15 protein-coding genes and 1 tRNA gene are annotated in these 15,238 nt (G+C 60.7%); 6 read left to right on the top strand and 10 right to left on the bottom strand.

The window, feature by feature from the left end:
- A partial coding sequence (locus O7A60_RS14925; protein ID WP_337106947.1) for a hypothetical protein occupies nt 1–239 on the top strand: 239 nt, incomplete at its 5' end.
- Nucleotides 240–249: 10 nt separating this feature from the next.
- On the opposite strand, the gene O7A60_RS14920 is transcribed toward O7A60_RS14925, so the two are convergent.
- The 7 genes from O7A60_RS14920 to O7A60_RS14890 form a co-directional block, all read right to left on the bottom strand.
- Complete coding sequence (locus tag O7A60_RS14920; RefSeq protein ID WP_337106946.1) at nt 250–1,071, bottom strand: MBL fold metallo-hydrolase; 822 nt, start codon at nt 1,069–1,071, stop codon at nt 250–252.
- Nucleotides 1,068–1,868 carry a TatD family hydrolase gene (locus O7A60_RS14915; protein WP_337106945.1) on the bottom strand — a complete coding sequence of 267 codons (801 nt, stop codon included), beginning with the start codon at nt 1,866–1,868 and terminating at the stop codon, nt 1,068–1,070. The genes O7A60_RS14920 and O7A60_RS14915 overlap by 4 nt, the downstream gene beginning before the upstream one ends.
- The gene (gene metG / locus O7A60_RS14910; RefSeq protein WP_337106944.1) at nt 1,868–3,421 is read right to left on the bottom strand and encodes a methionine--tRNA ligase; all 1,554 of its coding nucleotides are present in this window, start codon (nt 3,419–3,421) and stop codon (nt 1,868–1,870) included. Before metG ends, O7A60_RS14915 begins: the two co-directional genes overlap by 1 nt.
- Nucleotides 3,422–3,562: 141 nt before the next feature.
- Entirely contained in the window at nt 3,563–4,618 is a 1,056-nt protein-coding gene (locus O7A60_RS14905; RefSeq protein WP_337106943.1) for a DNA polymerase III subunit delta', read from the bottom strand.
- The gene (tmk, locus tag O7A60_RS14900) at nt 4,615–5,289 is read right to left on the bottom strand and encodes a dTMP kinase (protein WP_337106942.1); all 675 of its coding nucleotides are present in this window, start codon (nt 5,287–5,289) and stop codon (nt 4,615–4,617) included. The genes O7A60_RS14905 and tmk overlap by 4 nt, the downstream gene beginning before the upstream one ends.
- A gap of 81 nt (nt 5,290–5,370) precedes the next feature.
- Nucleotides 5,371–6,534: a D-alanyl-D-alanine carboxypeptidase family protein gene (locus O7A60_RS14895; RefSeq protein WP_337106941.1), complete on the bottom strand. Its 1,164-nt coding sequence runs from the start codon at nt 6,532–6,534 to the stop codon at nt 5,371–5,373.
- A gap of 95 nt (nt 6,535–6,629) precedes the next feature.
- Nucleotides 6,630–7,853, bottom strand: coding sequence for a septal ring lytic transglycosylase RlpA family protein (locus O7A60_RS14890; protein WP_337106940.1), 1,224 nt, complete (start codon nt 7,851–7,853; stop codon nt 6,630–6,632).
- Between the two features lie 680 nt (nt 7,854–8,533).
- Between O7A60_RS14890 and O7A60_RS31950 the strand changes: the two genes are divergently transcribed.
- On the top strand, nt 8,534–8,881 hold the full coding sequence (locus O7A60_RS31950) for a hypothetical protein (protein WP_084636492.1): 348 nt from the start codon (nt 8,534–8,536) through the stop codon (nt 8,879–8,881).
- A 1,213-nt stretch (nt 8,882–10,094) separates the two neighbouring features.
- Nucleotides 10,095–10,184, top strand: a tRNA-Ser gene (locus O7A60_RS14885).
- 313 nt (nt 10,185–10,497) lie between these two features.
- On the opposite strand, the gene O7A60_RS14880 is transcribed toward O7A60_RS14885, so the two are convergent.
- Complete coding sequence (locus tag O7A60_RS14880; RefSeq protein WP_337106939.1) at nt 10,498–11,007, bottom strand: hypothetical protein; 510 nt, start codon at nt 11,005–11,007, stop codon at nt 10,498–10,500.
- A gap of 585 nt (nt 11,008–11,592) precedes the next feature.
- Between O7A60_RS14880 and O7A60_RS14875 the strand changes: the two genes are divergently transcribed.
- Complete coding sequence (locus O7A60_RS14875; RefSeq protein WP_140711572.1) at nt 11,593–11,805, top strand: hypothetical protein; 213 nt, start codon at nt 11,593–11,595, stop codon at nt 11,803–11,805.
- 138 nt (nt 11,806–11,943) lie between these two features.
- On the opposite strand, the gene O7A60_RS14870 is transcribed toward O7A60_RS14875, so the two are convergent.
- On the bottom strand, nt 11,944–12,660 hold the full coding sequence (locus O7A60_RS14870; RefSeq protein WP_337106938.1) for an SDR family oxidoreductase: 717 nt from the start codon (nt 12,658–12,660) through the stop codon (nt 11,944–11,946).
- A gap of 132 nt (nt 12,661–12,792) precedes the next feature.
- Here O7A60_RS14870 and O7A60_RS14865 point away from each other — a divergent pair, with 132 nt between their 5' ends.
- Nucleotides 12,793–13,722: a LysR family transcriptional regulator gene (locus O7A60_RS14865; RefSeq protein ID WP_337106937.1), complete on the top strand. Its 930-nt coding sequence runs from the start codon at nt 12,793–12,795 to the stop codon at nt 13,720–13,722.
- 50 nt (nt 13,723–13,772) lie between these two features.
- Here O7A60_RS14865 and O7A60_RS14860 read toward each other — a convergent pair whose 3' ends face one another.
- On the bottom strand, nt 13,773–14,006 hold the full coding sequence (locus O7A60_RS14860) for a hypothetical protein (RefSeq protein WP_135880345.1): 234 nt from the start codon (nt 14,004–14,006) through the stop codon (nt 13,773–13,775).
- A 318-nt stretch (nt 14,007–14,324) separates the two neighbouring features.
- Between O7A60_RS14860 and O7A60_RS14855 the strand changes: the two genes are divergently transcribed.
- Nucleotides 14,325–15,122, top strand: coding sequence for a sterol desaturase family protein (locus O7A60_RS14855; RefSeq protein ID WP_337106936.1), 798 nt, complete (start codon nt 14,325–14,327; stop codon nt 15,120–15,122).
- The last annotated feature ends 116 nt before the right edge of the window (nt 15,123–15,238 follow it).

Genomic DNA, 15,238 nt, shown 5'->3' with positions numbered 1-15,238 from the left:
CCCTCGCTCATAGACGAGCAGGGCGACATTCCTACTTTGCGGAATCAAGACATTTCTATTTTGCGGCAATACTCGCAGAGTCGCATAAGATAGATTATGGAACTAGCGCATGGGGCGCAGCCCGGGAATTGCTGCGGTTTCGACCATTGACGAGCAACATCGTGAACAGCACCACGCCGGCACCTCACGACCTCGAACTCATGATCGAACATTCGAACGGTGGGTTGAAAGCCGACTGAGCCGCTGTCCCTATCGTTCTGACTCGTAAGGGATTTCGATCACCATGCCATCGTAGGCCGGTTCGACATTGTCGGGCGTCTCAGTCATCACGGCGGTGTAGTCGAGCGGCACGTGCATGTGCGTCAGCACGGCGTTGCAAGGCGAAAGCGCCTCGATCCAGTCCAGCGCCTGGCCAAGCGAAAGATGGCTTGGATGCGTGTTGTACTGCAGCGCATCGATGACCAGCATGTCGAGGCCTCGCAGCCGCTCTGTGGTGGTCTTGGGAAAGTCGCTGATATCGGGACAGTAGGCGAGCCCGCCAATACGGAAACCCAGCGAAATGATGTCGCCATGGATCTGGGGCAGCGGCTCGAAGGTGAGGGCACCCCCCTCTCCTTCGATCACAACCGGCCTGGAATGATCGATGATGTGGGCGTCGACGATCGGCGGATAGGAACTGCCTGGCGGCGTCTCGAAGCAATAGCCGAACGCCTGGCGCAGTCGTAGCATGGTTGGCTCGTCGGCATGGATGTCGATGCGGTGCCCCTGCTCCTGCACATAGCCGCGCAAATCGTCGATGCCGTGGATGTGGTCGGCATGCGGGTGCGTGTAGAGCACACCATGGATACGCCTGACTGAAGCCATCAGCATCTGCTCCCGGAAATCCGGACCGGTGTCGATGACGACCGTGGTGCGGCCGCCATTGGCGGCAATGCGCTCCACAAGCGCGGCCGTGCGCATGCGCCGGTTCCTGGGATTGGTGGGGTCGCAATTGCCCCAGTCGCCAATGATGCGCGGCGTGCCTGGCGACGACCCGCAGCCCAGAATGGTGAGGCGCAGCCGGTCGCTCATGCCCCGGGCGCCCGCTGGCCCGGGCGTGGCATTTTTCCAAACAGCCGAAAGAAATTGTCGGTGGTCAACGCTGCGATTTCAGCCTCGCTGACGCCGATCGTCTCGGCCAGCACCTTGGCGGTTTGCGCGACATAGGCCGGCTCGTTGCGCTTGCCGCGAAACGGCACCGGCGCCAGATATGGAGCATCGGTTTCGACCAGCAGCCGGTCGTGCGGCACATCGGCGGCGATGGCGCGCAATTCGACCGAGTTCTTGAAAGTCAGGATGCCCGAGAACGACACATAGCCGCCTAATGATACGCCGACCTCGGCGAGGCGCCGTCCCGACGAAAAACAATGCAGGATGAACGGGAAGGCGCCCTTCCCTGTTTCGTCCTCGAGAATGGCGGCCATGTCGTCGTCGGCATCGCGCGAATGGATGACGAGAGGCAGCCCGGTCTCGCGGGCGGCGGCGATATGGGCGCGAAAGCCCTGCGCCTGCGCATCGCGTGGTGCCTTGTCGTAGAAGAAATCGAGCCCCGCTTCACCGATCGCCACCACCTTCGGATGAGCGGAGAGGCGGACGAGGTCGGCGGTGGTGACGTCGAGTTCCTCGGCGGCATTGTGCGGATGGGTGCCGACCGAGCAATAGACTTCGTCGAAAGTCTCTGCGATCTCAACGACTTGCTGAAACCGCTTCACGCGTGTGGAGATCGTCACCATGCGGCCGATACCGGCAGCCTTGGCTCGGGCGACAATGGCCGCCCGCTCCTCGGCGAAGTCCGGAAAGTCCAGATGACAATGGCTGTCGACGAGCATCAGGCGTTCGCGTCCGTCTGTTCGACATAGCGCGGAAACACGCCCTCTGGCGCAGGCAGCGCCGTGCCGGACACAAGCGCATGGTCGGCGTGGACATGCACGAAATCGCGATTGTCCGCCGGCACCGCCAGCAGGTCGAGCAGCTTGCCGGCCGAGCCCGGAATGAAGGGCTGGCATAGAACGGCCACGCGCCGGACCACTTCGGCCGTCGTCCACAGCACCGTTTCCATGCGTTCCGGATTGGTTTTCTTGAGCGCCCAAGGTTCCTGACCGGCGAAATACCGATCGGCTTCCGCGACCACGCCGAAGATCGCCGCCAGTGCCAGATGGATGCCCTGTTCGGCCATTGCCTTGCGCGCGGTGGCGAGAGCGTCGACCGCCTGATCCAGGATCACCTTGTCGGATTCCGCCAGATCGCCGCGCTTCGGCACCACGCCGCCGCAGTTCTTGGCGATCATCGACAGCGAGCGCTGCGCCAGATTGCCGAGACCATTGGCCAGATCCGCATTGGTACGGTTGACGATCGCTTCATGGCCGTAGCTGCCGTCCTGCCCGAACGGCACCTCGCGCAGGAAGAAGTACCGCACCTGGTCGAGGCCGTAATGCTCGATCATGGTGAACGGGTCGATGACGTTGCCGACCGATTTCGACATCTTCTCGCCGCGGTTGAACAGGAAGCCGTGGCCAAAGACACGCTTCGGCAGCGGGATGCCGGCCGACATCAGGAAAGCGGGCCAATAAACCGCGTGGAAGCGTACAATGTCCTTACCGATGATGTGTGCATCAGCCGGCCAAAACCGCCAATTGTCAGCCTTTTCATCGGGATATCCGACGCCGGTAATGTAGTTGGTCAGCGCGTCGACCCAGACGTACATGACGTGCTTTTCATCGCCAGGTACCGGCACGCCCCAGTCGAATGTGGTGCGCGAGATCGACAGGTCCTTCAGTCCCGACTTGACGAAGCTCATCACCTCGTTGCGGCGCTCGGCCGGACCGATGAAGTCGGGTTGGTTTTCATAAAGTGCGACGAGCTTGTCCTGATAGGCCGACAACCGAAAGAAATAGCTCTCTTCCTCGACCCATTCGACCGGCGTTCCCTGTGGCCCGTAGCGAATATTGTCGGGACGGACCTCGGTCTCTTCCTCGCCGTAGTAGGCTTCGTCGCGCACCGAATACCAGCCGGCGTAGCCGCCCTTGTAGACGTCACCATTGGCGGCCATCGCCTTCCAGATCGCCTGCGAAGCCGCGTAATGCCGCTCCTCGGTGGTGCGGATGAAATCGTCGTTCGAGGCGTTGAGCGCGGATGCCATGCGCTGGAATTCGGCCGAGTTGCGATCGGCTAGGTCGCGCGCCGAAATGCCTTCCTTCTTTGCCGTCTGCAGCATCTTGATGCCGTGCTCGTCGGTGCCGGTGAGGAAGAAGACCTGCTTGCCATCGAGCCGCTGAAAACGGGCAAGCGCGTCGGTGGCGATCAGCTCATAGGCATGGCCGATATGTGGCTTGCCGTTCGGATAGGAAATGGCGGTGGTGATGTAGAATGTGTCGCGTGACATGAATGAACCGTCATGAATGTCTGAATGGAAGCCGTGGCGGTGGATATCGCATCGGAATGGCGATTGCCATCCCGAGACCAATGCATGCCGCCCAAAAGTGGCTCCTGTTTGGGGGGCCAACGGCATGCACCAAAAAGGCCGTCACATTCGCATTGCAGAATTCAGGCGGTCGATCATGGTCAGGGCGTGCTGCTTCTTGTCGAGATTGTAGGTGTCCGTTTCAGATATAGCGTCCAAGGCCTCGTGCCAAGTATCGGAGAGCGTTTTGGCCCGCTTGAGATCGCCAGCCCGCGCCGCCTGGCTTGCCGCGTCCGACAGAAGGTCCAGCGCCCGGCGGTTGAAGATGTCGAACTGGATCGCCTGGTCTTTGCCCGCGACGGCCTCGGCCAGGCGGTAGGCACCGGCAATATCGCTCTTTCCCGTCGCCACCAGGCCATCGAGCGTCTGCGCGATCTCCAGCCCGCCATACTGCGTCAACAGGATTGCGCTGCGGGCGCTCCCCCCTGCCCGCTCGACCAGTGCGGCCCTCCCGACCGGATCGTCCGGTGGTGGCGGCTCCGCTGTCTCCAGCACCGCCATCAGTTCATTGGCGTCGAGCGGTGTCAGCCGCACCACCTGGCAGCGCGAACGGATCGTCGGCAGCAGACTGCCCGGCGCATGGACGATGAGAATGAACAGGGTCCGTGCCGGTGGTTCCTCGAGATTCTTCAGCAGGGCATTGGCCGCATTGGCATTCATGTCGTCGGCCGGGTCGACGATCACCACCCGGTAGCTGCCGTCATGCGAAGTCAGCGACAGGAAGCGGCTGACCTTGCGAATTTCGTCGACGGTGACGACGGTTTTGAAGCTCTTGGTCTTGTCGTTCAAGGGACGGGTCAGATGCAGCACCCCCGGATGCGCACCGGTGGCGATCTGGCGAAACAGCGGCGAGGCCGGATCGGGAACCGCAAGGTTGCCGGGCGCCTGCTCGAAGGCTGGATGCTTTAAAAGGTGGTGGGCAAGATGGAAGGCGAGCGTCGCCTTGCCGATCCCGACCGGTCCAGCGAAGATCAGCGCGTGCGGCAGCTTTCCCGCGCGATAGGCGGCGGCAAGCATGGTGGCAGCCTGCCCGTGCCCGACCAGACGTGGCGTTTCGGAAGGTTCCGGCACGCCGTCCAGCGTGTCATGCTGTTCCGGCGCGATGCGTTCGAAGATCATACCGGTGCGACCTGCCTGTTGCGCTCGGGCGCCCTTGCCTCCAGTGCCGCGAACACGGTCGCCGTGACGACATCCTCCACCGTGTCCGGATCGGCGGAGGCATCGACGACGATGCAGCGTTCCGGCTCTGCCGCTGCGATCGCCAGGAACGCTTCGCGGCGGGCCTGGTGGATAGCCAGCGTCTCCTTTTCGAAGCGGTCGGCGACGGCATCGCTGCCACGCCGCACTGTCGCGCGCTTCAAGCCCTCGGCCGGGTCGATATCGAAGATCAGCGTCATGTCGGGCATCATGCCGTTGATGGCGACCTGTTCCAGCATCGCCATGAATGCCGGGTCGATCCCGCCTGTAACGCCCTGATAGACGCGCGAGGAATCCAGGAAGCGGTCACAAAGCACGATGGAGCCGCGCTCGACCGCCGGCCGGATGACCTGCTCGACATGGTCGGAACGCGCGGCAGCGAAGAGCAGCGCTTCCATCTTCGGCCCGAACGGTTCGGCGGCACCCGAAAGCAGCACATGCCGGACCGCTTCGGCGCCCGGCGAGCCGCCCGGTTCACGCGTGCGCAGGACATCATACTTCTTGGCGCGCATCTTTGTGGCCAGCCGCTCGATCTGTGTCGACTTGCCTGCGCCTTCGCCGCCTTCGAAGGTGATGAAAAATCCGCGCGCCAACCGAGGGGCCTTTATTCCTGTTTGAGTGGGTTGTTGCGCTTTAGATAGTCCGCGACAGGGAAAACGTCCATGCCGTCGGCACTATCGAAGCCAGCCGACCGCCAGTTCTTTGACGGCGTCGAGCGCGCGTTGCGGCAACGTGCCGACGCCGATCGACTCGGCCGCGAACAACGGTGTCTCCTGGCTCAGCGTGTCGCCGATCCAGACCCGCAGTGCGCCTACCGGTTGCCCCTCCTCCACCGGTGCGGCGACCGGCCCGAAGTAGATGATCCTGGCCGTCAGCTTGTCGCGGTTGGTGATCGGCAGGAAAATGTCGATCGGACCTTTTGCCTTCAGCGTCACGCCGGATTTGGCACCGCCAAAAACCTGGGCCTCCCCGACCACCTCGTCCTTGGCGAAGATCTCGGTCTTCGCGAACGAACGAACGCCCCAATCGAGCAGTTTGCGCGCTTCTTCGGCGCGCTCCTTGTCATTGGCCAGCCCGCTCATTGCCGCGATCACCCGCGTGCCGCCGTGGCTGACCGAAGCGACGATGCCGAAGCCGGATGTCTCGCTTGCACCGACAGCCAGGCCGTCAGCGCCCATGTCCATCGCCAGCAACGGGTTGCGGTTCCTCTGCGAGATCTTGTTCCAGGTGAAATCCTTCAGGCCATAGTAGCGATAGAAATCCGGGTATTCGCGCCACAGATGCAGGGCAAGCTGCGCCAGCTCGCGCACGCTTGTCTGCTGGCCATCGGCCGGCAGGCCGGTCGAATTGACGAAAGTCGATGTCTTGAGGCCGATCTGGCGCGCGCGTTCGGTCATCTCTGCGGCAAAATTGTCCTCGGATCCGGCCATGCCTTCGGCGATAACGATGCAGCCGTCATTCGCGGCCTGCACGGTCACTCCCTGGATCAGGTCCTCGATCCGGATCGCCGATTTGAGCTTGGCGAACATCGTCGAGGTTCCCGACGGAGCGCCGCCTTTGCGCCAGGCGTTCTCGCTGACCACGAACGTATCGTCGAGTTTGAGGCGCCCGGACTTGAGGGCGTTGAAAACCACCTCCATCGTCATCAGCTTGGCCATCGAGGCCGGCGGAATGGGTTTGTCTGCATCTTTCGAAAACAGCACCGTGCCGGTGTCGGCATCGATCATGAAGGCCTGTGCGGCCTTGGTCTCGAAAAGCTGCGCTTGGGCCGGCGAAAGCGTGAGCAGGAGGCCGAGGAGAAAGAACCCGGCAAAAGGCTGTAGCAAGCGAAACTGCATGAAATTCGACCCGTTGGCCGGCCCCTCCGGCGTGCCGAAACTATCGGGCTTTTTCGCTGAGGGATCAACAGCCGGGCGGAAAGCCGGCTGTTGGATCAGTCGCGCACGACCAGCGCATCGGGTGCACCGTGCGACCATGCCGCCTTCAGCAACTCGTCCAGGTCGCCGTGGCCGTCCGGATAGAGGTTGACCGCATACCAGTCATTGCCGTCGAGATCGGAGCGCTGGATTTCTATTCTGCCGAAGGGCTTTAGTGCCGAGGCCACGCGTTTGGCTTCGCTAGCATCGTCGAACGTGCCGGCGGCGACATAATCTGGGCTGGACGGCGCCGCTTGGCGGCCGTTCTTTTTCCACGACCGCAGGATGTCGGCGGGCGACATGCCGCTGTCATCCAGAGCGGCAAAGACATCTGCGTGATGGACGCGTTCATTCGCATAGGACAGCGAGGCCATGGCGAACGGCGATTGCGGCGGCAGGCTGATCTCCGGCCGTTCCGGCACGATCGGTCCGAAATCGGGCAGCGCCAGATCGCCGAAGGCCGCCGACTGCGCGGACATCTGCCCCTGCACCGGGGTTGCGGCATCGGTCAGCTGACCTGGAAACGGCACTGCGGCCGCGCCGACCGGAAGGCTCGGCGAAGGCCCGTTCATGGCCACCATGACGCCGGTCGGCAGGCCATCCGACGGATCCGGTATGCGGTTGCCTGGATGGTAAGAGGCCATCAGGTACTGGTCGTCGTTGCCGTCGAGCGGCGCGCGGCCGACATATTCGACCTTCACCTTCGCGGTGCCGACCTTGTCGTAGTCCAGCATCTGCGCGGCTCGCTCAGAGACGTCGATGATGCGGCCCTCATGGTATGGGCCGCGGTCATTGACGCGCACGATCACCGAACTGCCGGTTTCGAGGTTGGTGACGCGGGCATAGCTGGGCAGCGGCATGGTCGGATGCGCCGCCGTCAGATGCGCCGTGTCGTAGACTTCGCCGTTGGCGGTCAGCCGGCCATGGAAGGCGTCGCCATACCACGAGGCCAGACCCACCTTGGCGTACTTCTTGTCTTCTTTGGGATAATACCACTTGCCGCGCACCTGATAGGGCTTGCCGAGCTGGTCGCGGCCGCCGCCGCGCCGCATGAAGGCAGCGCGCGGACTGGCCTTCACGCCATATTCGGTCTCGGCGAAATATTCCTTGGAGCGGGTCTTCTTGTAGACCATGCCTTTCGGCTCAGGCTGCGACGCGCAAGCGGCAAGAAATGCAGCAGACGCTGCAAGCAACGCAACCGTGGCAACGCGACGAAGACGCGGGTGCGTCACAGCCTGCATTCTTGATTGTCCCCTAAAGTCTCAACCAACGACGTCGCATTCGACCATCAGAGGAGCCAAGCATTCACTCGACAATGCCAACGACGTCTCGGACCCCGATCCTTTGTGCGCAGGAATTGTTTATCACGGTATTAACCGATTGTGGCTGGAACTGGGCAAGATTGTGACACTGCCCGTCCTGTCGTTGGCTAGGGAGAGGTATGCCTTTGCGGAGCCTGCTTGCAGGAAGCGATCAGGCGGTTGATCTCCGCTTCGTCGGCAAGTTGCCGGCGTCGGAAAGCCGCTCCAAGGCCAGGAACAACAGTGATCGCGCCCGCGAGCGCGGAGCGCCGCGTTTCTGCGTATGCATTTGGTAGTTCTCATCAGGAAGGGGCTGTTCAGTCGCCGCCCTCGGGAGGCTTCTCCCGAGGGCGGGTAACGACGGCCTACCGAATGTAGGCTCAATCCAGAAGTCAACAACGCAACGCTTACGCAACTGCCAATTCAATAGATTTTGAACGTTTTTGTTCCGTTAGCTATGGCTAAAAAGTAGAAAAAACCAACTTCCTTCATGCACGGCACCGGCGGGCGGAATCCTCTTCTAAGAATTCTACTTCTTTCATACACCCATCTAAGCCCATTAGCTTGCTGGCGGCCGATGCCGCGAATGGTACGGTAGTGTTGAATTGGAGGCTTTATAAATGTCGACCCAGAACACGAACGGCTCGAAACTCGACCAGGGCCTTGTATCGGAATCTCAAGCGCGCCGGGACTTTCTTAAGAAGGCGGGGCGTTTCGCTGCGGTTACGCCGCCGGCTGTAACTCTCCTGCTCGGCACCAGCTTGAATTCCAAGGCGATTGCCAAATCAGGCGGATCACGTCCTGGCAACGGAGGGGGGGACAAGAACCACCCCCACGCCGGCCCTCCCGGTCATCCTCAAGGCGGCCCTCCCGGTCAGGTCCATACTCAGTTCCTGTTCGAGCGAGGCCACTCTGACAACGCCGGCGGCGGATCCCACGGAGGATCGAGGGCAGGCGATCCTAACTAGCAACCAAGCCCTCTGGATAAGGCCGAAGCGCTGGCGGTATCAATCGTCGTCACGGTCGAGAAGCTAAGGGATAGCGGCTGATGCCCGCCTGGCCTGCGAGATCGCAAAAATTAACGGATCGTTGACCGCGCTGTCCTATTCTGAGACAGCGCGGTCCAGTCCCATCCGGACTGCGCAGGCGGCTCCGGCAACACAGCCCCCGCCGCACTGTCGGAGCCGCCACCATACTAGCCTGAAGATACCAGCAATGGTTGAATCAACTGTTACTGCAGTTGTTGCAAATAGAGCGAAACGGTTCTCCGGCTTCCCTAAAAAACATCTTTGTTTGCAGCGCTCCTTGAACCCCAGCCTTCGATCGGCAGTTAGCCTGAACACCGGCACATCGGACGATACCGAGCCATAGGCCCACAACGACCGCGCTTTGGTCTGCACCGAGCTGCGCCGGCCGCCTTCCCGCCACCAGATGCAAAAAAGCCCGCCGGAAGTCTCCAGGATGAATCAAGGGACATAGCCGGAGCGTTGGAAACCCAAGCTATCTCTTAACACGTGAGAAGCGGCATAGAGGTTTCAAGGTGTGAGGAACGGTAGCGGGCCTGTTCGAGGCCAGCATAGGTCAACGATGGGCGGCGGGGTCGGCTATTTCGACTCCACGCCCAGCTCAGGCCGCATGTCGATTGTATCGCCATCTCCGTGCACGGCATCATGATCCCAATTGTTCGTCTTCTCGGGCGTTTTGACGACAGCCTCTCGGGTGTCCCTGTCTTTGTCCTTGCGGGGCTTTGGACCTGGCACGTCGCGTGATGACTTCGGTTCCATATGCGGCTCCTTTAGTTCTCTCCAGAAACAAGGACGGGAGGCTCGGGTTCCAAAAACAAGAAAGCCCGTTGCCTCGGGCAGCGGACTTTCGCTAGGAGTTGAGGGGACATCTCCAACGCTGCGGAGACAACAGACCAACAGTGGATTGGTTGCAATGTTGGTCTCTGTTTCGCGGCGCGTGCTGTGAGCGCCTAGGGTATTCGAACATCAAAATCACGCTGGACGTTTATTCCCATGTGATGCCGGGAATGCAGGCCGACGTAGCGGAGCAAGTTGACGTCGCGTTGCAGGCGGCTATAAGCAGCGATCGAAAAGGCAAATAGTTGCAAAGTGCGCAGCAGCCGGCATTTCTCGACTGGACGCAGAATCAAAAAAAGCGCAGCGTTTGTAACTACTTGGAGGGATGGCCGAGCGGTTTAAGGCACCGGTCTTGAAAACCGGCGTGGGCGCAAGTCCACCGTGGGTTCGAATCCCACTCCCTCCGCCAAGTCAAGCCCTGAAAAGCCCGGAAACCATAGGGTTTGGCGATTTTTGGTTAGTGACCAACTAACCAACCTACCAACCAGATCGGTTCTGGGTCCGAATTCCCCCAGGCGGCAAAGGCATTGCAGGATTTCAGGGGCGAAAAATAGGCTGCAATGGTTGTAGCCCTTCGATCAGCATTTCATAGGTCGCCAAAATAACCTGATACGTCGAAGACGTTATATCCAGCCGGAGGATTTCTCCCCGACGCGTGGTGACAAAGGTTTTGCTCTCGAAAGAGTCCATAACTACGAATGTCGAACCGGCTGCTGCTTTGATCAGAGGTCCATCGGCCCGGCTGTCACCCAATGCTCTTCGGGCTTCATAGCGTTTTCCGCCGAGTGGGCTGATGCATTGCGAGTTGTTTTGATAGTCGGAAAGGCGGCGTCGAATTGGGCGATGGCCTTTTGGGGGACGGAACTATCAATGAGAGCCGATGACAGCTGCGATCCGGCCAAAAAATCAGCTATTTCCTCAAGGCTCTCTTTAAAAAAATAGAGACTCCTAATCGTGGAGTGAGCGCCTATGTAGGTCCAGTCTTTTGCTTGTTCAAACCGTTCCTTCGCGACTGCTTCAGGCCTTCTTCCCGTCCGGGCAGCATCGGCAATCGCTGAAAGATAGCGGCCGATTTCCGAAAATCCTGCATCAGCTAAATCAATGCTTGTTTGCACAATTTCAACCTGACGTTTCGCAACTAACATGAGGTGCATCAGCTTATGCGCGTCTGCTCGCTGCACGTCAGATGCACCCACAAACCACAGTGGCGGAAAGTCTCTAGGCCTTGTCATTGGCGCTTCCGCGATTTGGACAACGTATCGAGCCGCTGTTGCAGATGCCCATTGAGCACGATCATTTCCTTTAGCGCCTTCACAGGATCACCCTTGTGGAGCGCGATAAATTTGTCGGCGGTGGCTTGAAGCACTGCCTCTTGACGGCTGTCGAGCCTGACAATGTGGAAGCCGAACCCGCCGCGCCTTGACGCCCTGAATCAAGAAAACGCCCGCCACGTTTTGCGCAGCGGGCGCTAGTTCATGGGAGGAAATGAAACGCGTGCGGTCAAGGGTGGCCCCCTTTTTACCCTCGATGACGATACGCCTCGCCTGGTTGGATAATAAGCGCGCACCAGTTGAAGCACCGCATTATCCGGGTTGCGTGACTTTTCCGCCACAGACGAAGAAGCCCGGGCACCTGAGCAGCCGAGCTAAACCTGCAAATATGCAGGTTTGATGTGGGGGGATCTTGTTTCCTTTCAGTGCAGCAGCGGGGCGCCGACGATGGCCAGCGCTGCGGTGAGGGCGAGGAGCGGCAGCAAAGGCAGGGAGGCGGGTTAACCATGCCGAATCTAGATGCGGTTGGCCTTCAGCAGGCGTAAGATGGACTCGCGGGAGGGCATCTGGGAGGAGCCCTTTATGTTTGAAGTGCGGAGCTTTGTCGCCAAGATGGTGAAACGCGAGCGCGTAGCTGCCAAGCAGCGCGTGATGCCGCCGATAGTGAAAACACTCGCCGATCGGCCGGTTCACATCAAACCCCGGCCCGCCAAGAACAGACCGGCTCCGCCGCAGCATCACGCCGCCAGCAACATGTAGGCTTTCAGACGCCTGCACTTTCCGCACAGGACCGACGCTTAAGGATTGAGCGCCGACGCCCGAACCTTTGTCCCTCTTTCTCCAGAACCATCGTGCGGTGCCGGTGACGTTTGCGACGTTCCGCTTGGCGGGCCTATATCACCAGGGGACGGTGCGGCCGAGATAGTCGACATAGGTCAACCCCGGGGTTCCCCGCCTGGCAAGCAGGACGTTCACAAGGCTGGGGACGCTTTCCTCGATGCTCAGCCGTCCATCTGGTCCGCCCAACTCAGTACGGACCCATCCGGGCGCCATCAGCACCATGGCACGCGATGTTGCGGCATGACGGGCCGCGAAGCTTCGCATGAACATGTTCAGCGCCGCCTTGCTGCCGCGGTAGACCTCACGTTGACCTGTTTCGTTGTTGGAAATGCTGCCCTGCCCGGACGACATCACGCCGATCAGACCGGTCGCCGGGACAAATGGCTCCAGGCTCTCGAGGACACGCATCGGGCTGAGTGCATTTGTGACCATCACGCGAACGAACTCGTCGGTCGTCACATCAGCGATCGTTTCAGCCGGGTTGTTTGTCACGCCGGCATTGACGAACACTATGTCGAATGCCCTGCCCGACAGCCGGTCGCGCAAGGCCGCGACCTGATCGGGCTCGCAGATGTCGACCGTCTCGATTTCGAGCCGGCCGTCGAACGCATCCGCGAGATCGTGCAGCTTGGTCCGGCCGCCGCTTTCCCGGATCGTGCCAACGACATGCCAGCCTTTCCTGAGGAACTCGGCCGCCATCGCGTGGCCGAGGCCGCGCGATGCGCCGATAAGAAGGGCTGTACCTGATGGGGTGTTCAGAGCGTCTGCGGACATTGGGCAATCTCTTTCGTTTGCTGGGTGACCGCAGATATGGGCAAGCGGAAGCCACGCGCCAGACGCGCCAAATTCAAACTATGGTTGCATCCGGCGCTATGTCTGCCAGAACAGCTGGGATAAGGCTGTGCCATGGACAATGTGGACTTGAACCTTCTCGTGGCGCTGGACGTCTTGCTTGCCGAAGGCAGCGTGACGGGGGCGGCCCGCCGGCTCGGCTTGAGCACCTCGGCGATGAGCCGGACGCTCACGCGACTTCGCGCTGCCACCGGCGACCCGCTGCTCGTCCGGGCCGGACGCGGGCTTGTGCCCACGCCCCACGCCACGGAATTGCGCGATCGCGTCCATGAGCTCAGCCGGGATGTGCGAGCTGTTCTGCGGCCGCAGAACATGCGCCTGGACTTGGCCACGCTCGAATTGACATTCACCATTCGCGCCAGCGAAGCATTCCTGGAATTCCTTTCCGGCCGGGTCGTGATTGCGGTCACCCGTGCGGCGCCCCATGTGCGCCTGCGCTTCGCACCAAAGCCCGACAAGGACGCGCGTCCGCTTCGGGAAGGTCTCATCGATCTGGAGATCGGTTTGCTTGGAACGTCCGCGCCCGAGATACGCACCCAGTTCCTGTTCCACGACAAATATGTCGGCGTGGCTCGGGCCGGACACCCGCTTCTGACGGGCGCGGGTGTGACGCCCGAACGCTACGCCGCCTGCAAGCATGTGGTGGCATCACGGGAAGGAAATGTCGTCGAGCCGATCGATGGAGCCTTGGTGAAGCTTGGCCTTGGACGCACCGTCGTGGTTGTGGTGCCCGGCTACCCCGATGCAATGCGGATCGTGCGCCAATCGGATCTGGTCGCGACCGTGCCGCGCTCGTGTTTCGGCGATGCCGGCGCAAGCGACCATGCCGTCACGGCGGGTCTCGAGAGCTTCGAGCTCCCGCTTTCCATTCCAGAGTTCAAGATATCGGCGATGTGGCATCCTCGCATGGACGCCGACCCGGCGCATCGTTGGCTGCGCGATACCGTCATGTCGGTCTGCCGGGCGGCTTATCCCCGGCGATGAAGCGTGATCGCGCAGCGATAGTAAGTCCAACGCCAAGGCGGGAGACTTGCTCAGTCCGATTGCTGTGTGCGCTCCGCGATGGCAAATGCCTGCAGGTTCCTGGCCTTGCCGATGTCCTGGTCCGCGTTCGCGATGATCGAAAAGAAGGCTGCTCTCGCAATGTCCTTCTTGGAGGCCTTGGGGTGCGCTTTCCGGGCAGCTTTGACAAGCTGCTTGGGAGACATGTCGGGCGTGACGATCCTCATGAGAGTGTCGCCGATCGCACTCATTTCGCTTGCGTCCATGATGGGCGTCCCTGTGCTGACCAATGCCACAATAGCAAGGACAACTCGCGACCGACAATATGGTTCTGGAATGAAAAACCCCGCCGGCAGGGACCGGAGGGGTTAGTCCTGGGAGGACGCGCGTTGCGCTGCGTTCGACAAGCGCGTGCCGACCAAGTAGCGCCAGCTTGCGACACGGATGTGACACCCGGCGAGTGTGTGACAAGCCGTGAGCATGACACGGGCGGCCGGCATCAAGCCTTTCGAAAGGAGAAATGTGGTTCTGTTCGAAACTGAAGCGCGGGTGGCGCTGGCCAAAGGCAAGGCGATAGCGGTCGAATGGATATCTTTGGCATCAAGGGGCTGTTGATCTGCGCGCTGATCTTCATTCCGTTCGAGCATCTGTTTGCAGAGCGACCGCAGAAGATCCTGCGCAACGGCTTGGGTGTCGACCTGATCTATATGCTGTTCAACGGCCTCGTCATAAAGGCAGTAGTAGTCCTGATCGCGGCGAACACGCTCGAAGCCGCTGCAATGCTGGTCCCGCAATCGGTAACGCACGCGATCGGCGGCCAGCCAATCTGGCTGCAGGTCGCCGAAATCATCGTGATTACCGATATAGGTGTCTACTGGGCACACCGTGCGTTTCACGAAATCCCCGCGCTTTGGAAGTTCCATGCGGTCCATCACGGCATCGAGGAACTGGACTGGCTCGGTGCATTCCACTCTCACCCCGTCGACTCCATAATCACGAAGGCAATTTCGCTGACTCCGATCTTTTTTCTCGGATTTTCCGAAGCTTCGATCGCGGTCTTTTCCGTCATCTACTTCTGGCACACGCTGCTCGTTCATTCGAACTTGCGAATTCCGTTCGGCCCCTTGAAGTGGCTTATCGCCAGCCCGCAGTTCCATCGCTGGCACCATGCCAACCAGCGCGAAGCCTATGACAAGAACTTCGCCGGACAGTTGCCCTTCCTCGACGTGGTGTTCGGCACCTACAATGCGACTGGCAACAAAGTGCCTGAGAAGTATGGCGTCGATGATCCTGTCCCCTCCAGCTACTTCGGACAGATTGGCTATCCACTGCTGCGCCGCCGGAAACGATCAAATCGGGTAGTGCCGGAGAGCAAAGGCTGACGGCAGATATTGACCGCGGCTGTTGCCGCCCGATGCTGGCTGCTTCGCGCCGAACGGCGTTCAGGGGCGGCAACACAACCCCACTTGTCGTGTCGCCTGATGGCAGCAGAAATTCC

Origin of the sequence: Mesorhizobium salmacidum (SeqCode) (genome assembly GCF_037179605.1) — a bacterium.
Taxonomy (GTDB): domain Bacteria; phylum Pseudomonadota; class Alphaproteobacteria; order Rhizobiales; family Rhizobiaceae; genus Mesorhizobium; species Mesorhizobium salmacidum.
The sequence above is the reverse complement of the archived record's forward strand: the minus strand, read 5'-3'. Positions and strand labels throughout refer to the sequence as shown.